Below are 19,595 nucleotides of genomic sequence, written 5' to 3' on the forward strand. Positions count from 1 at the left end.
TGGTCATGGATTCCGGCGTTCGCCGGGATGACGGCGGTGTGGGTGGCTTGAGCACACTGTCTCACCGGCGTTGTTGCGCACCGCAACCTTGGCCGTTTGACGCCGCTGTCGTCCCGAAAACCGGTATCTCAACACTGCGACCGTGATTGACGTGGGGATGAACGAAGACAGGCCCCCGAATGACGCATGATGGGGAGGGATCGCGGCGCTTGCCGGGATGACGGTGCTGGATGTTGTGTCGTCGTGAGCCGCTTGATCCGGCGATACAATTTTAAATAGTCGTAAAATAAGAAAACAACTATCATTTGATCCGCATCATGCCGGGATGCGTCAGGCGAGGAGAAGTGGAGGGCACGACGATGTCCGCTCCGTCGTGGGGATGGTGGCGGAGTGCCCGGGGATCGTAACCAAGGCGGGAGGAAACGATGGTCTCGTTGGCGGTACGGCGCATGATGCGCGCCTCTGATGCTTGCTTCGTCCGGTTGGTGCGCAGAGGCGCTTACCGGTCCATCTCACGCGCAATTCTGTTGAGCGTCCTGGCGCTGAGTTCATGGCCGGCCCATGCGGCACCGGACGATGTTCTCACCCAGCATGTCGACAATGCGCGCACCGGCGCGCAAACCCACGAGACGACGCTCAAGCCCGGCAACATCACGGCGACGACCTTCGGCAGGCTCTACGAGCGCCAGGTCGACGGCCAGATCATCGCGCAGCCGCTCTATGTCAGCGGGCTCACCATCCCCGGCAAGGGATCGCACAACGTCGTCTTCGTGGTCAGCCGCAAGAACGTCGTCTACGCCTTCGATGCTGACGATCTCGATCCCGATCCCACGCATGGCCTGTTGTGGACTCATCCCGTGACGATCGAGCCGGCGGGGCCGGTGCCCAATATGTGCGGCGAAACCCGCGGGCCGGTCGGCGTGACCAGCACGCCCGTCATCGATCGTGCGAGCGACACCATGTACCTCGTCGCCCGCAAATCCGACGGCACGATCTGGCTGCATGCACTTGACATCACGACGGGCGCGGCGAAAGCGGGCACGCCGGGAGCCGTTCAGGTGAAGGCCAACATCGGCGGCCTTGTTTTCAATCAGGGCCTGGAGCTCAACCGCGCCGGCCTGCTGCTGCTGAACGGCGCCGTCATCATGGGATTCAGCGCACTCAACTGCGACAACCCGGGTTGGCACGGTTGGGTGCTGGCCTACCGGGCGTCCGACCTGGCCCAGGCCGGCGTCTATTCGACGACGGGGCCAAGCGGCTGGGGCGGCGGCATCTGGGCGGCCGGCAAAGGCATCGTCGCCGACGGCGCCGCGGGCATCTATTTCCAGACCGGCAACGGCTCCGTCGGCGGCGGCGATCTCGGCGAAAGCTTCGTCAAGCTCAAGCTGGGGCCGGCGCCGAGCTACGGCCTGTCGCTGGCCGGGAGCTACACTGTCAGCAATTGGGCTGCGCTCAACGACGGCGACACCGATCTCGGTGCCAGCGGTCCTCTGCTGCTGCCCAATAATCGTCTGGCCGGCGGCGGCAAGCAGGGCAAGCTCTATGTGTTGAACACGGCCACGATGCAGCCGTCGCAGAACGGACCGACACCCGGGCCGGTCCCCCTCGGGGGCTCAGACGGCTTCCAGGCTTTCGTCAACACATGGCACAATGATCCCAGCCAGCGCACCTGCATGTCCGGCGGCATCACACACTCGGTCTGCTACATGCCGCATCCCCGCTATGAGGAGAGCGAGCTCGCCGGCCCCAATCTGCACAGCGGGCCGATCTACTGGAACGGCAAGCTCTACGCGATGCCGGAAAAGGACTTCATTCGCGCGTTCGACTACAATGCCGGAACGGGCGTCCTGTCGACGAGCGCATCCGCCGTCAGCAGCGTGCGTCCGCCCGACGGCATGCCAGGGGGCGCGCTGTCGTTGTCGGCCGACGGCAACGCCAATGGCGTGATCTGGGCGCTGTTTCCCAAGGTCGACGGCCAATGGGAGAACGGGCCGGGCGTGCTGGTGGCGTTCGACGCGCTGACCTTGAAGGAGCTGTGGCGCGACGATGACGACATGGCTTATTCAAAATTCACGCCGCCGACGATTGCGGGCGGCAAGGTCTTCCGGCCGACCTTCGCCAATAAGCTGATCGTCTATGGGCCCAAGTCGGGCGCGACGGCGATCCCCTGCTACAACATCGCGCAGCTCTACGACAACTACACGGGTCCGGAGGGCGTTCTCGGCGCACCGAAGGGAGCGGAAACGGCCTTGCCGGACGGCGGCAAGCGGCGTGATTTCGCGGGAGGCTCGATCTACTGGACAGCGGCGACCTGCGCGCACGAGGTGCATGGTGGGATCCTCGGCAAATGGCAGGCGAAAGGACTCGCGCAGGGCTTTCTCGGCTATCCCGTCAACAACGAAAAGCTGACGCCGGACAGCATCGGCAAATACAATCACTTCCAGAATGGCTCGATCTACTGGACCGCGAACACCGGCGCTCATGAGGTGCATGGCCTCATCCGCGACAAATGGGCCTCGCTCGGATGGGAGCGCAGCGCCCTCGGCTATCCCGTCTCCGACGAGACCGACGAGGTCGATGGAAGCGGACGCTTCAACCTGTTCGAGCACGGCGCCATCCATTGGCGCAGCGCCGACAATTCGGTCACCGTGGACGCCGACCCATCAATCCTGATCGGTCCGCAGCAGGACGGCGCCGATCGCCCCGGGGCCGATCTGAGCAATTTCGATCTGCCGCAGCCCGAGCCGACGCTGTGCGAGGAGCGCTGCGCGCATGACAAGAATTGCAAGGCCTGGACCTACGTCAAGCCGAACACGACGCAGGGATCATCGCCGCGCTGTTGGTTGAAGAATGCCATTCCGGTGACGCAGGCCAGCACGTGCTGCGTCGCCGGCGTCAAGGTCGATCTGCATCCCGCCAATCTCGGTCCGATGCAGGGCGCCTTCGACCGGCCCGGCGATGATTTCGCAAGCTTCGATCTCGCCGCCAACGATCCCTATCTCTGCCAGGGCGAATGCGCGCGGAACGGCATGTGTCAGGCCTGGGCCTTCGTGCAGGACCCCAAGCCGTATTGTTGGCTGAAGAAGGCCGGGCCGCCGCTGGTGCCGAACAAGGCCGTCACAGCCGGCGCCCACCTTGGCATCACGGCCGCAAGCGGCGGGGTGCTCTATCAGCTCCACAAGACCGGCAAGATCTGGACTTATCTGGGTCAGCCCTGCAATGGCGATGTCTGCCAGGGCTGGCGAATGCTCGACGACAACGCGGAGTCGGTCGCGCTTGCCGCAGCAGGCAACGATCTCTATCAGTTGCACGACAGCGGCAAGATCTGGCGCTTCTCCGGCACGCCGTGCGCCGGCGCGAGCTGTCCTGGGTGGCAGATGCTCGACGACAATGCCGAGACGGTCGCCATCACCGCGGGGACGGGGGCATTGTACCAGTTGCACAAGAGCGGCAAGATCTGGCGCTATACGGGAACGCCGTGCAGCGGCAACAACTGTCCGGGCTGGCAGATGCTCGACGACAATCCGGCCGCCGTCGGCATTGTCGCGGCCGGCTCTCACCTCTACCAACTGCATAACACCGGTAAGATCTGGCGCTACACCGGGACACCCTGCAGCGGCAACGCTTGCCCGGGATGGCAGATGCTCGACGACAACACCGCGACCGCAGCCATCGTGGCGGCCGGAAATGAGCTTTATCAGCTCCACAACACCGGCAGGATCTGGCGTTACACCGGCACGCCATGCACGGGGAATTCCTGCACGGGTTGGCAGATGCTGGACAACAACAAGCAGACCGTCCGCATCGTCGCCGCGACCAACGGGCTCTATCAGCTCCACAGCAGCGGCAAAATCTGGCGCTATACCGGCACGCCCTGTGCGGGCGAATCCTGCCCGGGTTGGCAGATGCTCGACAATAATCCTAAGGCGAAGGCAATCTCGGCGAGCGGCAGCGATCTCTATGAGCAGCACAGCGACGGCTGGATCTGGCAATATACCGGCGCTCCCTGCGCCGGCGACGCTTGCCCCGGTTGGCTGCGGGTCGACGACAATCTGGACACCAAGTTGATCGCGACAGGAGGAGCGAAATGAGGTTCGGCGCAGGCCGATGAGCGAGGCCCAAAATGTCGCTTGACAAATTCTGAAATTCAGCAATATTGTGCGCATCCTGCCTCATCGCAGAGGGGCGTACGCGTCGTCACGAACGTCGGGGCAGGGATGCGGTGGCCGTAGCGGCAACGGTGGACGACCGGCGCCAGTGCGGACGGAGAAGTCGTGTGGTCCTGGCCTCTCGACGCTGAGGTCAAGTCTGCGTTGTTGCTTGGCGGCACGCGCGGGCGATGGGGGCAAAAGAGCCCGATCCCCAGGGAGAGCACGAAGGACACCGTTCCAACCATCGCGCAGGGAAGGCCGGAATGCACCGGTCGTACCTGTGGTTCCTGCCCCGTGCCTTTTCTCACGCACGGGGGCCATGGGTTGCGGCCAGCACCCGGTCTTCCCTGCGCCCTCTGCCTTGGATCGGAGGGACATGCCGATGCAGCACTCGGGCGCCACGCGCCGCGAGGCCACGGTCGCACGTCCCCATGCTGTTTGAGATGTGAAAGCGGCTTTCCCTCACGGTCGTCCACCGACGCGGCCGTTGACTCCGCTGTCGTCCCGGACAAGCCGTGACGCGCAAGGCGCGTCGCGGCGCCGATCCGGGACCCATACGCCGCGGCGGATGTGGCTTGGCGATGTCTCACGACGAGCTGGCCTCGAACGAGGCCCTGTGGTTATGGATCCCGGCGTTCGCCGGGATGACGGTGGTGGTTGTGGTGCGAGCGCGGTGTCTCATGGACGCAATTGAGAGCCACCGCCGCAGCCATTTCCTCCGCTGTCGTCCCGGACAAGCCGCGACGCGCGAGGCGCGTCGCGGCGCCGATCCGGGACCCATACTCCGCGGCGGATGTGGCGTGGCGCGGTCTCACGGCTGGCCTGCCTCAAACAACGGCCTGTGGTTATGGATCCCGGCGTGCGCCGGGATGACACTGACTTTGTAGCGCGGGTGTTCCGTCTCATGAGCCTTGTGAGTGCTCGACTACGACGACAACCGCATGTCCAGCAGCCGCCGGCCTTCGCCGCGCAGCAGCTTCTTCACGGCGCTCGATGCGACGACCTCGCCGTCATTGGCATACGCCTCGTGGTTCTTCTCGATGTCCTCGAGGCGATACAGATAGTTCACCATGACAGTCGCCGACTCGCGCTGGCCTTTCGCCGAGAGGTCGCCGAGCCAGTTGATGCGCTCGAGCCTTGCGCCGTTGCCGAGGTGGAAGCGGGCGACGGGGTCGATCAGCTTGCCCTTGGAGGTGCGCGCCTTCAGGAAGTAGTGCGCGGCGAGCGGCTCGATCACGCTGCGCAGCTCCGCGGTGATCGAGGCGTCCTCGACCCAGCGCGGCTCGTTGAGCAGCTTGAGCACGTTGCGATCCTCTTCGGTCGCATCCTCGGTCGATTTCAGCCAGCCCATGAAGCCCGGCACCGGCGACAGTGTCACGAATGTGTCGAGCTTCGGCAGCTCGCGCCTCAACTCCTCGACCACCTGCTTGATCAGGAAGTTGCCGAACGAGATGCCGCCGAGGCCACGCTGGGTGTTGGAGATCGAGTAGAACACCGCGGTGCGGGCGCGATCGGCGGGCACAGGCGCGCGGTCGACCGCAAGCAGCGGCGCGATCGCGCCGGGGATGGTCTCGGTCAGCGCGATCTCCACGAAGATCAAGGGTGCATCCGGCATCGCCGGATGGAAGAAGGCGTAGCAGCGCCGATCGATCGGATCGATGCGGCGGCGCAGATCGTCCCAGTCGTGGATCTCGTGCACCGCCTCGTAGCGGATGATCTGCTCCAGGATATTGGCGGGCGTCGACCAGTCGATCCGGCGCAGCACGAGAAACCCCCTGTTGAACCACGAACTCAAGAGATGCACGATGTCGCGATCGAGCGCGGCCAGTTCCGGATTTGCCTTGAGGAGATCCAGGAGATCGGTGCGCATCGCGACCAGCTCGGGCGTGCCGCCCGGCGCGCGATTGAGCCGGCGGATCAGCTCCTGCCGCCGCGGCTCGGAGGCGAAATGCAGCGCGCTCGCGCCCTCGTCGGACGGCGCTGCGCGCCACGCCTCGATCGCCTTGGTCAGCCTGGCATTGTCAGGACCGAAATCGTGAACCAGCGCAGTGAAGAACGCCTTCCGGCCGTCGGCGTCGAGATCATGATAGCCGTCGAGCACGTCGCGGGCCATCGCGGTGCCCGAGGCCTCGCCGGCACCGGACACCAGCGCCTCGCACAATTCGGCGAGGCTCTTCGCGTCGTGCTTGTCGACGGCAGGCCCGCCGCCGCGCAGCAATGTCCGGCCGCGCTCGGAAATGGTGGTGATCAGGTCAGTAAAAAAGGCGTTGGCCATCTGGTCTCGGTCGAATCCCGCAAAGCGACAGGCTGTGATGTTACATGGATTTATGGCAAAGGTGGCGACATTCAAACATAACAAATCGTCAACGCTGGCCTCGCTGCCCGCATGCGCGGCAGCGCCGTCATTCGCTGGCGCCGGCGAGCTCCGTCGGCGTGCGGCCGGTCACCTGCCGCAAGGCATGCGAAAGCGCCGGCACGCTGGCGTAGCCGAGATCGGCGGCGAGCTGCTTGACCGAGAGGTGACGGTCGGTCGCGAGACGTTCGATCGCCGCAGCAATAGGGGCAGGCTGGCACCACGCCTTGATGCTCAGCCGCGTCTTCGCTGCGAACAGCCGCGACAGGGGTCGCGCGGAGCTGCCGACGGCGCTCGCGAGGGTCGCGAGATCCTGCTCGCTCGCGGGCGAGGCGAGCACGAGCAGGGCGGCGCGCTCCGGCCCGCCGGTGGCGTCGAAGAGGGCGAGGATCGCCTGATGCAGCAGCGGCGAGACCTGCACGACGAATTCGCGATCGGGAGGCGACACCGATCAATCAGAAGGAGACGTCACGCACAGCCGAATCCCGAAAAAGGTTGCGCATCAGCCAATCCACCCATTTTTTCCCAATTGCGAAGCCCTGACCGTCGGCGCAGCGTTTGCCTCGAATAAATACTGACAATTATCGATCGAGCGTCACGCGCAACGTTGCGCCGGCGACAATGAATTCAAGCTCAATGCCATTGAGGATCGCCCCATGATCAATCGCTTCGGATGGATGCTCGCTGTCGGCTTGGCAACTGCAACAGGGTTCGCTGCACCGCAGGCGCTGGCGCAGACCGATGCGCAGCGCAATGCGATCAAGTCGGCCTGCCGGTCGGACTACATGTCGAAATGCTCCAGCGTGACGCCGGGCGGCGCCGCGGCATTCCAATGTCTGCAGAAGAACATGGCGAGCCTGTCATCGTCGTGTCAGACGGCGGTGAAGGCGCTCGAGCCTGCTGCCGACGCGAAGCCCGCTGCCGAAACAAAGCCGGCTCCACCGCCGCCCGTAGCGAGCAAGCCGGCCGCAGCCGAAGCGAGTCCGCCGGCCGAGCCGCCGAAACCTGTCGCGCAGCCGGTGCCAGCGGCGGCACCGGCTCAGGCGGTCGCGGTCGCCAAACCTGAGCCGGCCAAACCTGAGCCGGCCAAGCCGGAGCCCGTGAAGCCGGAGCAGGCCAAGCCGGTGGCGGCGGCGCTGGCCGCGAAGCCGAGCGACGCGCAGGTGGCTGCGATCCGCAGCGCCTGTGGCTCGGACTATCGCAAGGTCTGCAGCAGCGTGCCGCCGGGCGGCTCGGCGGCGCTGCAATGTCTGGAGCAGAACAAGGCGAGGGTCTCAGCATCCTGCGCGCAGGCGATCGCCGGCGGTGGCGCGGCTCCGGCTGCGAAAGGCGCGGCGGTTGCGGCTGCGCCCGCGGCGACACCGGCCGCGGCTCCGCCGGCTCCTCCGATGGTGCTGCGTCCACTGCGGCCATTGGAGGAGCTGCGGATCGTCCGCGCGGCGTGCGGCGGGGATGCGCGCGCGCTGTGCAGCGGCATCGATCCCGGCGGCGGCCGGATCGCGCAGTGCCTGGCGGCCAATGCGAGCGCGCTGTCGCCGGGCTGCAAGGGCATGCTGGCGGAGTTTGCCGTCAATCGGTAACGGGGGCGGCGCAAGCGCGCACCAGTGAAGGCGCAATTTCAATCCACCCAAATTGTCACAGTTGCCAGGCGAGGGCGCGCTCGGCAGATTTCGAACAGGGTGGATATTTTACTAACCAATGATCATCGGGAGTTCGACATGCGCGCCATTCTTTCACGTATCCTTCTTTCCACCCTGTGCGGCCTTTTCGTCCTCGCCTTGATGCCCTTCGTATCGATGTCGGACGCGAATGCCGTTGTCTGCGCACGCGGCGTCGTCCGCGCTGGCTGTGCCGGCGCGGGCGGCGCCGTGGTCGTCCGCAAGCCGCCGGTGGCGGCTGCGGCGACGGTCTGCCGCACCGTGCTGGTGAACGGCGTGCGGGTGCGCCGCTGCGTTTAAGGCGGGCTTAATAAGTATTTGGTATCGCATTATTCGAATCGTTAATTGCGGCGTGTAAGTTTTATGCGCCGCATGCTGCTTTGCATAAGCGAGGTAAGCTGTATTTAACGGTGCTCCCGGCAAGGTGCGGTCTGTATCCACTTGCAATTCGATGGGAGAGGGCCATGGCGTTCTGGCGCTGGCTGCGTGATGCAGCCCTGGCAGCTGCGGTAGTCACGGTTATCGGTAACAATGCATTCGCAGCCGGCTTGAAGGAAGAGATCGCGCCGACCGGCAAGCTGCGGGTCGCCATCGCCGTGGGGGCGGCTGGCGGTGCATTCTGGTGCATCAAATCGGACAGCGGTTACGCCGGCGTGCCGGTGGAGCTTGGCAAGGCGATGGCTGCGCAGGTCGGCGTGCCCGTCGAGTTCGTCGAGCATTCGAATGCGAACTCGATCGTGGAGGGCGCGCCCCAGGGCGCCTGGGATGTCAGCTTCCTGCCCAAGGATTCCGAGCGCGAAGCCAAGATTTCGTTTGGCCCCGTCTACGACTCGGTCGACACCACCTTCATCATCCGCGCCGGCCTCGACGTCCCCAATATCGCGGCGCTTGACCAGGCCGGCCATGAGGTCGCGGCCATCAACGACACGACGGTCATGCGCAGCGCGAAATCGTTCATGAAGAAGGCGACCGTCGTCGGCTTCAAATCCTACGAGGAGGTCTTCGCACTGCTCTCTGCGGGCGAGATCGACGCGCTCGCTCTCGCGCGCGATCAACTGATGGTGCTTGCCAAGCAGATTCCCGGCACGAAGGTCTTGAACGAGAACTTCAAGAAGACCGATACCGCCGTCGCGGTGCCGCTGAAGCATCCGCAGTCGCTGGCCTTCGTGACCAAGTTCATGACCGACGCCAAGGCCAACGGCATGCTCAAGAAGGCCTATGGCGCCAACAATCTCAGCGAGTCCACGCTGTTCACACAGTAGTCGCGCCGGCCACTTGAACTGAGACAATCGAACTCTCCCCGCGAACCGCCGCGAGGGAGAGTTTTTCGTCGGGACATCGGCGTCGCCCGATTAGTTCGGCGCCCGCCTGACGATCGGATCGAGCCCGCTCTCGGTGATCGTCTTGCGGGCATCCGGTGATTGCAGGAAATGGACCAGCGCCTTGCCGGCCTCCGGCTCCTTGGCGTTGGCGGCGATGCCGGCCGAGAACACGGTGATCTTCTGCAAGCCCGCCGGCAGCGGCCCGACGATGTCGATGCCGTGCACCGGCTTCAGCTCGCTGATCTGCTGGAAGCCGATCTCGGCCTCACCCTGGGCCACGATCTCGCCGACGGGAGTGGCCGGAATCATCCGCGCCTTGCCCTTCATCTCCTCCCGGATGCCGAGCTTGTCGAACATCTCGGTCGAGACATAGACGCCGCTGGCGCTGTCCGAATAGGCGATGGTCTTCGCGGCGATCAGCATGCGCTTCACCGCGTCGGCATTCGAGATGTCCGGGTGGGGCGTTCCCGACTTGACGGCGACGCCGATCGGCGAGTTGGCGAGCTCGACATAGCTGTCGGGCATCACCTTGCCCTTGGTGGTGAGATCGCTCAGCGCGTAGCCGACCATGATCAGCACATCGGCCGGCTCGCCGCGCTCGAGACGAACCGGAATCGCATTTGCCGTCGTTCCCATCGACGGGCCGTAGGCAATGCTGACCTTGTGGCCGGAGCGCCGCTCGAACTCGGGCACCAGGGATTTGAAGGCAGCGGTCATGCCGCCAGAGATCATCACATGGATGTCGGCGGCCTGAGCTGCAGTGGTGACCAGGATGGCCGCCGAAGCGGCAAGGCCGATGGTACGGAGACGGGTGGTGATTGTCATGGACAGGCTCCGGGCGGACCGCAGGAAGCGGAGGGCGCCCTGGATAGCGCGGCCTTGCCGGGAAGACCAGCCTGGGACGAGCAGGGCCGCGCGCCTGCGATCACCGCCGGAGGCCGCTCTCCCGCCATGTTTGTGGCGCCGTCCTGGTTGCCGAGCGGCGACGCCAAGCGCGGTTCAGCCCATCAGCTCGCCTGGTAGGATGGTGCAGACGCCAGGAACTCGGCATAGGCGTCCGCATCGGGCGGCGTGAACATCTCCGCTAGCGCATGTCGCTTGCGCCGCGTCGCGCCGATGTCGGCGAGCAACTCGTCAAAGTGCTTGAAGTGATAGGGCGCGACGCAAAGCCCGCCATAGACGCCAGCGGCTGGACGCTCGACCCGCTTGAAGTGCAGCATCATCTCGATGTTGTCGCGCATCTCGCGCTCGCTCGGCTGATGTGCAAGCTGCTTGTCGGCGTAGCGCACCAGCCAGTGGGCCGCCATGTCGGCGCAGAGCACCGTGCAGAAGCTGGAGTTGAAGCCGACGAAGCCCATGTCGGGCAGATCCGGGTTGGCGATCAGCCGATACAGGCGATACTGCCCGTCGGGATCGACCAGCTTGGCGCGGTCGGCCTCCGACAGAAAGGGAACGCCGAGCTTGTAGCCGATGGCGAGGACCGCGACATCGGCCGCGATCCGCTCACCGGTGCTGGCGACGATCGTGTTCGGCTCATAGTGGTCGAACGTGCCAATCACCGCCTTGATGCGGCCGTCCGCCACCATCGGGAAGAAGTCGGGCGTCGCGATCGGCACCGAGCAGTTGACGCCGTCCTCGATCCTCTCCTTGGGCACCATGTTGCATTTGGCGAGCTTGAGCTGCGCCTTGAGCAGGCTTTCGAGGCCGCGCCAATTCGCCCAGACCAGCGGCTTGGCGAGACGATGTGCGAGGCGGGAGAGCGGGCCGATGCCCCAGCTCGCGAACATCTGCTCCTGCGCGCGGATGTAGAGGATGCGCTTGAAGTTGACGAGGCCGCCGATGAAATAGGGGATGCGCCACACCGGCTCGCGAAACACGATGGTCACCGATCGCGCGCCGGAGCGCACGGCGTTGACGGCGATGTCGGTGGCCGATTTCGAGCCGCCGAGCACGACGACGTTACGGCCTCGGGCGATGGCGGCATCGTTGTATTTCGACGAGTGCATGATCGCGCCGCCGGCCGCCTTGAACTGATGTTCGCCGGGAAGTGATAGCGTTTGCGGCTCGTTGAACTGTCCGGTGCACACGGCCACGAAATCGAAGTCCTCGCGGCCGGCGTGATCGCCGGTCTTCAGATCGAGCGACCAGCCCGGCCGGCCGTCGGAGCGCCGCTGCATCGACAGCACGGTGGTGTTCAGGCGCATCAGACGGGTGAGGTCGTGGCTCCTCGCATAGTCGGTCAGATAGCCATAGACCTGCGGCCCCCTGGGCCACTCCGGATAGCTGTCGGGCATCGCCTTGTCGGTGTAGCGATAGAGCTCCTTAGGGCTCTGCGTCTGCACGTCGGGGTAGGAGCGCGCCGGCTCCCATACACCGCCGAGATCGGCGCTGCGTTCGACGATGGTGACATGGTGGCCGCGGGCGGTGAATGCCTTGGCGGCTGCGAGGCCGGAAACGCCGGCGCCGATCACGCAGACGTTTTTTCGAGTGATCATGGGACCTCCTGTGGTCGAGCGAAAGTGGCGTGCGGGCAGCCGCGATCGGCCGCGCCGCAAGGCTCGTTGAAAGTGTGATGATGACGAAGGTCGCCCGGCGCGACCGCAGCATGCGACGATGGACAGGCCAGCGTCGGGACACGGCGAGACTGTTCTCGCCGCTCAGAAGTCGTTCACGCCAACCCCCAACTCATTCGGCAAGGCGTGCAGCACCGATCGCGCTCACTGCGCGCCGCGATGCAGTGATGAGTTTGTGGGTCGGCGTCGTCGCCTAGTCGTTGGCCTCAGGCGGCAGAAAATTGACCTCGTGCTCGGCTGAGATCCTGACGACTTCTGCCGGGTCGGCGAGATTGTCCAGCATGTTGAACAGCGCTTCGAGCTTCTGCATCGGCGAGACCCAGAACAGCGCGCGCGCCGGCTTGTCCGACTTGTTGAAGTAGCCATGCGGAATGCCGCGCGGCATGCGCACGAGATCGCCGGCCTGCGCCTTCACCCAGACGCCGTCGAGCTTGAGATCGAGCACGCCCTCCTGCACCAGGATGAACTCGTCCTGCGTGGGATGGACGTGCACCGGCACGAATTGTCCGGGATCGCTGTTGGTCTCGAACGCGAAGGTGGACTCGGTGACGGCCTTGGGGAAGTAGAGCTGACCCAGGATGTTCCAGGTCTTGCCGGCATAGCCGGTGCCGGCCCGCGTGATGCCTTTTTCCAGCGTGGTCATGGCGGATCTCCTTGCTGCACACGCATGAAGGATCGAGCAGGTGGCAGTGCGGTGTCTATCCAGAAAACGAATCCCTCGACGCCAGATGCTAATTATTATAGGTTTCAAGTGATTTCGACTGATGATGTGGGCCATGACTGCAGCCGCAGCCACTGATCGTAGTTGGAAAGAGGCCGCCTGGCCGCGGCTCGCGGCCTATCGCCGTGTTGCAACGCACGATGTCGATGAGGCTGCTGAACAAATAGGCCGCATCTTTTGTCCGCACGGGCTGCAGCCGACGGCTCAGACTGCGCGCGATTTCCTCGCGCTGCATAATTGCGCGGCATTCGACGGCTTCTCCATCAACTACGTCGAATATGGCGGCGTGGTCACGATCGATCCCGGCTGCCTCGATCGCTTCTTCCTGGTTCAGCTGCCAGTCGCAGGAGCGGCCAGCATCCACACGGCGGCGCGCGAGGTCGCGACGGCGCCGGATGGCGCGGCCTCCTTGTTGTCGCCCACGATGCCGACCCGAATGGTCTGGGACAATTGCGCCCAGCTGATCCTGCTGCTCGATCGCCCGTTGGTCGAGCAGCGTGCGGCGGCGTTGTCGGGCCGCGCGGTCCGGCCCATCGAGCTCGATCCCGCCATCGCGCTGTTTGGAGAGCGTGGTTCGCGGCTGCGGGCGCACATGCTCGCGCTGGCGGAGCTCGCCGAAGGTCTGGGCGGCGAGCGAAGGCTGTCGCCCATCGCAGCCGCCGATTGGCGCGAGACGCTGCTCGATATTCTCTTCCGGCAGCCGGGCGGAGGCGGATTATCGGAGGCGATCAGTCTCCATTCCGGACGGAGCGAGGCGCTGCCCCGGGCTGTTCGCCGCGCGCGCGATCTGCTCGCCGCGCAGGCGACGGAGCCGCTCGATCTCGCGGAGCTCGCAGCGGCCGCCGGCGTCGGCATCCGCGCGCTGCAAGGCGGCTTCCGCCGTCATTTCGGCATGTCGATCTCGGACATGCTGCTCGACATCAGGCTGGCCCGGCTGAATGCGCAGTTGCTGATGGCCTCTCCTGAGGCGCGCATCATCGATGTCGCCTTCGAGCTCGGCTTCACCCATCTCGGGCGGATGGCGGGCGCGTATCGCGACAAGTTCGGCGAGACGCCCTCAGCGACGCTGCAACGGGTGCAGCGCGGCCGCCTCGCGAATTGACTTTACGAATTGACGTGCACGAAGTCGCGCAGCAGCGGATAGATCTCGTTGTTCCACTTCTTGCCGCTGAACACGCCGTAATGACCGACGCCGGCCTGCATGTGGTGGACACGGCGATAGGCGCGCACATTGGTGCAGATGTCCTGTGCCGACAGCGTCTGGCCGATCGAGCAGATGTCGTCGCGCTCGCCTTCGACCGTCATCAGGCCGATGCGCCTGACGGCCTTGGGGTCGACCGGGCGGCCGCGATGCATCAGCTTGCCCTGCGGCAAGAGATGCTCCTGGAAGACGTCGCGCACGGTCTCGATGTAGAACTCGGCCGGCAGGTCCATGACGGCAAAATACTCGTCATAGAATGTCTTGATGGTCTCGGCCTTCTCGACCTCGCCCTTGGCGATGTGATCGGCGAGGTCCAGGTGCTGCTTGACGTGGCGCTCGAGATTCATCGACACGAAGGCCGTGAGTTGCACGAAGCCTGGATAGACCTTGCGGAATGCGCCCCTGCATTGAAAGGGCACGTAGTGGATCAGATTGTCCTCGAACCAGTCGATCGGCTTGCTCTTGGCGAACTCGTTGACCTTGGTCGGCTGGATCCGCGTATCGATCGGCCCGGCCATCAGGGTCAGCGTCGCCGGCCGGGACGGGTGGTTGCCCTCGCACATCACGGCGGTCGCGGCCAAGGCCGAGACCGAGGGCTGGCAGATCGCGACCATGTGCGGGCGAGGTCCGAGCTGGCCCAGAAACGTGATGAGATGATCGGTGTAATCTTCCAGCCCGAAGCGGCCCTGGTCGCGGGGAATGTCGCGGGGATTGTGCCAGTCGGTGATGTAGACGTCGTGGTCCTGCAGCAGCGTCTTCACTGTGCCGCGCAAGAGCGTGGCGAAGTGTCCGGACATCGGCGCGACCAGCAGCACCTTGGGCTGATCCGCAGCGCCGTCCTTTTTGAAGTGCAGCAGCGAGCCGAACGGGGTCTTGAACGTCACCTCCTCGGTGACGCCGATTTCGCGATTGCCGACCATCACGCTGTCGATGCCGTAGGCGGGCCGCGCATAGGTCAGGGCTGAGCGCGAGATCAGTTCGAAGGCCGCCGACACGCGCCGCATGGCGCGGCTGGAGAGGCCTGACGGGATCAGGTTGAGATAGCGCATGGCGGCCGCTGCGCCCTGGCGCCACGGCTCGCTCAGGTCCATGTGGTTCTGATAGGCTTGGTACAGCAGCGCCATCGGGTCCGATCCGTTACAGATATTGACCTATGCAATATCGGAGCCACAGCGGCTGAGTCTTGCCTGAAAAACTGGCATGTCGCTTGCTCAATGAACTCGAATGAAATCGCTGGAGTATCCGGCTCCGCGCGAGACGCCGCAGGCAATTGCGGCTGTGCGGACCCGAACGAGAGACGACAAAGGGGCAGGGCGAGATGAGCAAAGCGACGTTGACGATCAGCAGCAAGAATTACTCGTCATGGTCGCTGCGCGGCTGGCTGCTCGCCAAATTCGCCGGGCTCGATTTCGATGAGGTGATCGTCGGCCCGGACGATGCCTCGGCGCGCGCCGAGATTCTGCTGCTGTCATCGTCGATCCTGGTGCCGTGCCTGCGGCATGACGGCGCCACCATCTGGGACACGCTGGCGATCGCGGAATACCTCAACGAGACCTTCCCGCAGGCCGGCCTGCTGCCGGCCGACCGTGTCGCGCGCGCGCATTGCCGCTCGATCTCAGGCGAGATCCATTCCGGCTTCACCACCTTGCGCGCCTCGCTGCCGGTCAATCTCAAGGGCCATTTCCCGGGCTTCAAGGTCTGGACCCGCGCCCAGGCCGACATCGACCGCATCTGGGCGATCTGGCGCGACTGCCTGGACAAATCAGGCGGTCCATTCCTGTTCGGCCAGCAGCGCGGGATGGCGGATGCGATGTATGCGCCTGTCGTGACGCGCTTCGTCACCTATGACGTCAAGCTCGAGCCGCAGCTCAAGGCCTATGCCGAGCTGATCATGGCGATGCCCGAGATGCAGGAATGGATCGCGGCGGCCAAGGCGGAGCCGGAGGAGATCGAGGAGCTCGAGGTCGAGTACTAAGGGCGTCGCGAGCTGCGGCCGTTGGCTTCAGGCTGAGCTCCACGCTGTCCAACGAACATGAGAGGCGCTCACGGCTCGGGCAAGCGCTGCCCATTTTCAAGCCGGGTGGATGCCTCGTCGCGCCGGATGTGGCGCGTCGTGACCGCATCGGCCGCCGATGCGCTCTGTCGCAAAAGCCGCCTGTTAACAATCAGTTCGGATCGGCGTGCCGCATCGGGCGATCGATCACGTGCTGCACGGCAGGGTGTGGCGTGGTTTTCGCATGGCACAATGGACTTTCGGGCTTGGTGGCCAGTGTGGCCCATCGATGGGCCACGACGGTCGCCGAAGCCGCGATCAACCGGTGGAGGCCGTCATGAACCAGCATGCCGTGGTGACCAAGTTCTCGCACGTGAAGCCTGAGGACACCGACTACAAAGGCGGTGGCCTGCGCGACTTCTTCCTCTACCGCGATCTCGGCATTGCGGACGCCACCGGCGGCCAGGTGATCTGCCACCTCGTCAAAGCCAATCCCGATTGTCCGCCCGTCGACGGCACCGGCTGGCATCGTCACGACTGCGATTTCCAGATCGTGATCATGATGAAGGGCTGGGCCCGCTTCATGTACGAGGATAAGCCGACCCTGGTAAAGGCCGGCGACGTCGTGCATCAGCGTCCGGGGATCGTCCACTACCTCTACGACTATTCCCCTGACATGGAATATATGGAGATCGTCAGCCCGGCCGACTTCAAGACGGTCGAGATGCCGCCAGCCACCGACAAGGTGCCGCCGGTCACGCCCTGGACCTGACGAGCCAGCGTCACACCCCACCTGCCGCCACCGGTTAACGCTTGGCATCCGGTCGTCCCCTGCGGCTGGATGCATCATCTCATCATGTCGTGGGTCATGCCACCGCGCGCCGACATGTAGGCGTGAACAGCTGCGGACATGGCGTGGCGTCCGATTCGGACGTGATTCGTTCAGGGCGCGTTCCAGAGATTAAGGCGGCAGCCCCGCACCGTCGCGTTTTGACACACCAGATCGGATCGCGGCAGGCGATCCCGCGTGTGAAGCCCCCTCCGACGCCTCTTTGCCTGGTCATCCCGTGCCGCTACACCGCGCGCATGGGAGATCGATCATGACATTGACCACATGGGCCTGGCTCGCCTTGGCAGCCTACGGCGCGCATATTCTCGAGGAGTACACCTTCGATTGGCGCAATTGGGCGCGCGGGGTGATGAAGCTGCCGGTCGAGTGGAGCGATTTCTATGTGACCAATGCGCTGGTCATCGTGCTCGGCGCGGTGCAGGCGGAGCTGGCCGAGACGTGGCCGCTGGCGCCGCTCGCCTATGCCGCGCTGATGATCATCAACGCTGTGTTCTTTCACGTGCTGCCGTTTGTGCGCAGCGGCGGGCGATTCTCGCCCGGGCTTGCCACGGCGCTGATTCTGTTTTTTCCGGTGGCGATTGCGATGTGGCGGCGGGCTTGGAGTGACGGGGTGCTCGACGGTGGGACGGCTGCGCTGGCCATTGTCGCTGGCGCGTTGTTGATGGCCTATCCCGTCGTGATGCTCAATTTGCGATCGAAACCATATTTTCGGCAAGACCGGCCCTGAGCAGAACTCAGGGCCTGGTGTGATCAATAAGACGAAGCGCGATCGGCAACGAAGCTGGGCTGCGGACGGCGCGCATTGCGCTCGTCATAACGAGAGCGCGGGAAGCGCCAGCCGATCACGGTGGCTTCGAGCGCACCACCGGATTCCTTGTTGTGCCATTTGCCATCGATGTAGAAGCAGGGGAACGGCAGCTGATAGGTGCCGCTGTGATCCTCGCACAGCACCTCGACCGTCTGTCCGGGCGGCGGCTCACCGCTGCCGTCGAATTGCGCCAGCCGTTTTTCGCGCGTAGCCATTCTGTCCATCTCCCTAAAAACGGGTCCCAGGCAAGAACATCAATGCGCGATTGAGGTCTCAGTATGGTATCAATCAGAAAACACCGCCAGTTCCATGCAAAATCATGTGTTTGGCAAGTCAATGAGAAAATTGTGATGCGAATTGTCGCGGTCGCGAGCGTGCTCGCAACATCGTTATGCTCTGTCGTGCATGCGCAGGACATTCCCGGTCTCGAGATCTGCACGGCAGAAAAGGCCATGGATCGCCGGACATCATGTCTGCAGAGCAACATTGATTTTCTGCAGAAGACGATCAGCAAGCAGTCGCTCGATCAGCAGCAGAAGCTCGATGCGGCGAATCGTCAGATCCAGGCCTTGAGAGCAGCGCTGATCGCGCAACAGGGAATCATCGACGAGCTCAAGGCATCGCAGGCGAAGCTCGTCGATGAGCTGAAGAAGAAGGCCGATGCGCCGGCCGCGAAGGACTCGGCCCCCGCCAAGCCGAGCGGCAAATAGTCCCGCGCGCGAGCACAAGAAGGATCAGCCGCCCCGCTGAACCACATCCACTTGCGTCGACACGCTGCAAGCATCTGTCGCAGCAGGGCTGCCCTGCGGTCGGGCGCGCAGCCGCTTGCTTGGCAAGGCGTGCCGGCTTTGCGATAACATCCCGCATAACAACAATGCGCCGCATCGCGGCGTGACAAGCGGGAGGTCGTCCGATGTCCAACATGCGCGTGCTCGCCACCGATCTCGAGTTCCCCGAAGGGCCTGTCGTGATGCCCGACGGCTCGGTGGTGCTGGTCGAGATCCGCGGCCGCCGGCTGACGCGAGTCTACCCGGACGGCCGCAAGGAGATCGTGGCGCAGATTCCGGGCGGGCCGAATGGCGCGGCGCTCGGGCCTGATGGCAAGATCTACATCTGCAACAATGGCGGCTTCTCGTGGATTCCGACCGGCAAGATGATCATGCCGGGCCCGCAGCCTGAGGACTATCTCGGCGGCTCGATCCAAACAGTCGATCTGCAGAGCGGCAAGGTCGAGACAGTGGTCAGCCGCTGCGGCGAGCACGAGCTGCGCGGGCCAAACGATCTCGTGTTCGATCGTCACGGCGGGCTGTGGTTCTCCGATCTCGGCAAGCGCCGCGCCCGCGACATGGATGTCGGCGCGTTCTATTATCTCAAGCCCGGCATGAGCGAGATCGTCGAGGCCGTGCACGGCATCCTTCCGGCCAACGGCATCGGGCTGTCGCCGGACGAGAAGACCGTCTACATCGCGGAGACGCCGACCGCGCGGCTCTGGGCCTATGACGTGCCGGAGCCCGGCACGGTGAAGCCGCGCGACGTGATCTATCGCGGCGAGCGCGGCCGGCCGATCTGCGGCCTCGGCGGCTACCAGATGTTCGACTCGCTCGCGGTCGAGGCCAACGGAAATGTTTGCGTCGCGACGCTCGTCTCCGGCTGCATCAGCGTGATCGCGCCGGACGGCACGCTGGTGGAGCAGGTCCCGACCGGCGACCGCGTCACCACCAACATCGCCTTCGGTGGCCCCGAGCTGAAGACCGCCTACATCACGTTGTCCGGCAAGGGCGAGCTGGTGGCGATGGACTGGCCGCGACCGGGGCTGCCGCTGAATTTTCTGAACAAGTGACGCTTCGCGTGATAGTTCCGTCATTGCGAGCGTCAGCGAAGCAATCCAGGGCCGCATACGCTGCTCTGGATTGCTTCCGCCGTTGCCCTCCGGGCTATGGCGGACACGTCGTCGCTCGCGCTCCT

The 19,595-nt window shown here is 64.6% G+C and carries 16 protein-coding genes and 1 pseudogene; 10 read left to right on the plus strand and 7 right to left on the minus strand.

Annotated elements, in window-relative coordinates; genetic code table 11:
• Positions 1–527 precede the first annotated feature (527 nt).
• Complete coding sequence (locus ACVILH_RS14650; RefSeq protein ID WP_456713524.1) at positions 528–4,091, plus strand: PAN domain-containing protein; 3,564 nt, start codon at positions 528–530, stop codon at positions 4,089–4,091.
• 985 nt (positions 4,092–5,076) lie between these two features.
• Here ACVILH_RS14650 and ACVILH_RS14655 read toward each other — a convergent pair.
• Together ACVILH_RS14655 and ACVILH_RS14660 are read right to left on the minus strand one after the other, a co-directional pair.
• On the minus strand, positions 5,077–6,426 hold the full coding sequence (locus ACVILH_RS14655) for a malonyl-CoA decarboxylase (protein WP_456713525.1): 1,350 nt from the start codon (positions 6,424–6,426) through the stop codon (positions 5,077–5,079).
• 127 nt (positions 6,427–6,553) lie between these two features.
• Positions 6,554–6,940: pseudogene (locus ACVILH_RS14660) on the minus strand (helix-turn-helix domain-containing protein); the annotation flags it as partial.
• Positions 6,941–7,160: 220 nt separating this feature from the next.
• Between ACVILH_RS14660 and ACVILH_RS14665 the strand changes: the two are divergent.
• From ACVILH_RS14665 to ACVILH_RS14675, 3 genes are all read left to right on the plus strand, one after another.
• The gene (locus tag ACVILH_RS14665; protein ID WP_456713526.1) at positions 7,161–8,084 is read left to right on the plus strand and encodes a hypothetical protein; all 924 of its coding nucleotides are present in this window, start codon (positions 7,161–7,163) and stop codon (positions 8,082–8,084) included.
• Positions 8,085–8,222: 138 nt separating this feature from the next.
• Positions 8,223–8,462, plus strand: a complete 240-nt coding sequence (locus ACVILH_RS14670) for a hypothetical protein (RefSeq protein WP_456713527.1) — start codon at positions 8,223–8,225, stop codon at positions 8,460–8,462.
• 164 nt (positions 8,463–8,626) lie between these two features.
• Positions 8,627–9,424 (plus strand): transporter substrate-binding domain-containing protein, encoded by a 798-nt coding sequence (locus tag ACVILH_RS14675; RefSeq protein WP_456713528.1) that lies wholly within the window; start codon positions 8,627–8,629, stop codon positions 9,422–9,424.
• A gap of 90 nt (positions 9,425–9,514) precedes the next feature.
• Here the strand turns inward: ACVILH_RS14675 and ACVILH_RS14680 are convergent, their stop codons facing one another.
• From ACVILH_RS14680 to ACVILH_RS14690, 3 genes are all read right to left on the minus strand, one after another.
• On the minus strand, positions 9,515–10,309 hold the full coding sequence (locus tag ACVILH_RS14680) for a substrate-binding domain-containing protein (protein ID WP_456713529.1): 795 nt from the start codon (positions 10,307–10,309) through the stop codon (positions 9,515–9,517).
• Positions 10,310–10,491: 182 nt separating this feature from the next.
• On the minus strand, positions 10,492–11,979 hold the full coding sequence (locus ACVILH_RS14685) for a flavin-containing monooxygenase (protein ID WP_456713530.1): 1,488 nt from the start codon (positions 11,977–11,979) through the stop codon (positions 10,492–10,494).
• A 271-nt stretch (positions 11,980–12,250) separates the two neighbouring features.
• A complete protein-coding gene (locus ACVILH_RS14690; RefSeq protein ID WP_456713531.1) occupies positions 12,251–12,700 on the minus strand; it encodes a cupin domain-containing protein in 450 nt (149 codons plus the stop codon).
• 133 nt (positions 12,701–12,833) lie between these two features.
• On the opposite strand from ACVILH_RS14690, the gene ACVILH_RS14695 reads away from it, so the two are divergent.
• Entirely contained in the window at positions 12,834–13,880 is a 1,047-nt protein-coding gene (locus ACVILH_RS14695) for an AraC family transcriptional regulator (RefSeq protein ID WP_456713532.1), read from the plus strand.
• A gap of 2 nt (positions 13,881–13,882) precedes the next feature.
• Here ACVILH_RS14695 and ACVILH_RS14700 read toward each other — a convergent pair whose 3' ends face one another.
• Positions 13,883–15,103 carry a polyhydroxyalkanoate depolymerase gene (locus tag ACVILH_RS14700; RefSeq protein WP_456713533.1) on the minus strand — a complete coding sequence of 407 codons (1,221 nt, stop codon included), beginning with the start codon at positions 15,101–15,103 and terminating at the stop codon, positions 13,883–13,885.
• Positions 15,104–15,297: 194 nt separating this feature from the next.
• Between ACVILH_RS14700 and ACVILH_RS14705 the strand changes: the two genes are divergently transcribed.
• The 3 genes from ACVILH_RS14705 to ACVILH_RS14715 all read left to right on the plus strand — a co-directional run bounded on the left by ACVILH_RS14705 (position 15,298) and on the right by ACVILH_RS14715 (position 17,549).
• Complete coding sequence (locus ACVILH_RS14705) at positions 15,298–15,954, plus strand: glutathione S-transferase family protein (protein ID WP_456713534.1); 657 nt, start codon at positions 15,298–15,300, stop codon at positions 15,952–15,954.
• Between the two features lie 355 nt (positions 15,955–16,309).
• Positions 16,310–16,744 (plus strand): cupin domain-containing protein, encoded by a 435-nt coding sequence (locus ACVILH_RS14710; RefSeq protein ID WP_006614217.1) that lies wholly within the window; start codon positions 16,310–16,312, stop codon positions 16,742–16,744.
• A gap of 328 nt (positions 16,745–17,072) precedes the next feature.
• Positions 17,073–17,549: an HXXEE domain-containing protein gene (locus ACVILH_RS14715; protein WP_456713535.1), complete on the plus strand. Its 477-nt coding sequence runs from the start codon at positions 17,073–17,075 to the stop codon at positions 17,547–17,549.
• Positions 17,550–17,572: 23 nt separating this feature from the next.
• Here the strand turns inward: ACVILH_RS14715 and ACVILH_RS14720 are convergent, their stop codons facing one another.
• Complete coding sequence (locus tag ACVILH_RS14720; RefSeq protein WP_456713536.1) at positions 17,573–17,845, minus strand: hypothetical protein; 273 nt, start codon at positions 17,843–17,845, stop codon at positions 17,573–17,575.
• A gap of 135 nt (positions 17,846–17,980) precedes the next feature.
• Between ACVILH_RS14720 and ACVILH_RS14725 the strand changes: the two genes are divergently transcribed.
• Together ACVILH_RS14725 and ACVILH_RS14730 are read left to right on the plus strand one after the other, a co-directional pair.
• Positions 17,981–18,340, plus strand: a complete 360-nt coding sequence (locus tag ACVILH_RS14725; RefSeq protein ID WP_456716979.1) for a hypothetical protein — start codon at positions 17,981–17,983, stop codon at positions 18,338–18,340.
• Positions 18,341–18,543: 203 nt separating this feature from the next.
• Entirely contained in the window at positions 18,544–19,470 is a 927-nt protein-coding gene (locus tag ACVILH_RS14730) for an SMP-30/gluconolactonase/LRE family protein (protein WP_456713537.1), read from the plus strand.
• Positions 19,471–19,595 lie beyond the last annotated feature (125 nt).

This window comes from Bradyrhizobium sp. USDA 4353, from assembly GCF_054063215.1.

What these genes read in the sequence shown, in the direction of transcription:
- ACVILH_RS14720 (WP_456713536.1), bottom strand. Translation starts at nt 17,845, where the DNA reads ATGGCTACGCGCGAAAAACGGCTGGCGCAATTCGACGGCAGCGGTGAG.
- ACVILH_RS14715 (WP_456713535.1), top strand. Translation starts at nt 17,073, where the DNA reads ATGACATTGACCACATGGGCCTGGCTCGCCTTGGCAGCCTACGGCGCG.
- ACVILH_RS14685 (WP_456713530.1), bottom strand. Translation starts at nt 11,979, where the DNA reads ATGATCACTCGAAAAAACGTCTGCGTGATCGGCGCCGGCGTTTCCGGC.
- ACVILH_RS14655 (WP_456713525.1), bottom strand. Translation starts at nt 6,426, where the DNA reads ATGGCCAACGCCTTTTTTACTGACCTGATCACCACCATTTCCGAGCGC.
- ACVILH_RS14730 (WP_456713537.1), top strand. Translation starts at nt 18,544, where the DNA reads ATGTCCAACATGCGCGTGCTCGCCACCGATCTCGAGTTCCCCGAAGGG.
- ACVILH_RS14670 (WP_456713527.1), top strand. Translation starts at nt 8,223, where the DNA reads ATGCGCGCCATTCTTTCACGTATCCTTCTTTCCACCCTGTGCGGCCTT.
- ACVILH_RS14680 (WP_456713529.1), bottom strand. Translation starts at nt 10,309, where the DNA reads ATGACAATCACCACCCGTCTCCGTACCATCGGCCTTGCCGCTTCGGCG.
- ACVILH_RS14725 (WP_456716979.1), top strand. Translation starts at nt 17,981, where the DNA reads ATGCGAATTGTCGCGGTCGCGAGCGTGCTCGCAACATCGTTATGCTCT.
- ACVILH_RS14710 (WP_006614217.1), top strand. Translation starts at nt 16,310, where the DNA reads ATGAACCAGCATGCCGTGGTGACCAAGTTCTCGCACGTGAAGCCTGAG.
- ACVILH_RS14690 (WP_456713531.1), bottom strand. Translation starts at nt 12,700, where the DNA reads ATGACCACGCTGGAAAAAGGCATCACGCGGGCCGGCACCGGCTATGCC.
- ACVILH_RS14665 (WP_456713526.1), top strand. Translation starts at nt 7,161, where the DNA reads ATGATCAATCGCTTCGGATGGATGCTCGCTGTCGGCTTGGCAACTGCA.
- ACVILH_RS14695 (WP_456713532.1), top strand. Translation starts at nt 12,834, where the DNA reads ATGACTGCAGCCGCAGCCACTGATCGTAGTTGGAAAGAGGCCGCCTGG.
- ACVILH_RS14705 (WP_456713534.1), top strand. Translation starts at nt 15,298, where the DNA reads ATGAGCAAAGCGACGTTGACGATCAGCAGCAAGAATTACTCGTCATGG.
- ACVILH_RS14700 (WP_456713533.1), bottom strand. Translation starts at nt 15,103, where the DNA reads ATGGCGCTGCTGTACCAAGCCTATCAGAACCACATGGACCTGAGCGAG.
- ACVILH_RS14675 (WP_456713528.1), top strand. Translation starts at nt 8,627, where the DNA reads ATGGCGTTCTGGCGCTGGCTGCGTGATGCAGCCCTGGCAGCTGCGGTA.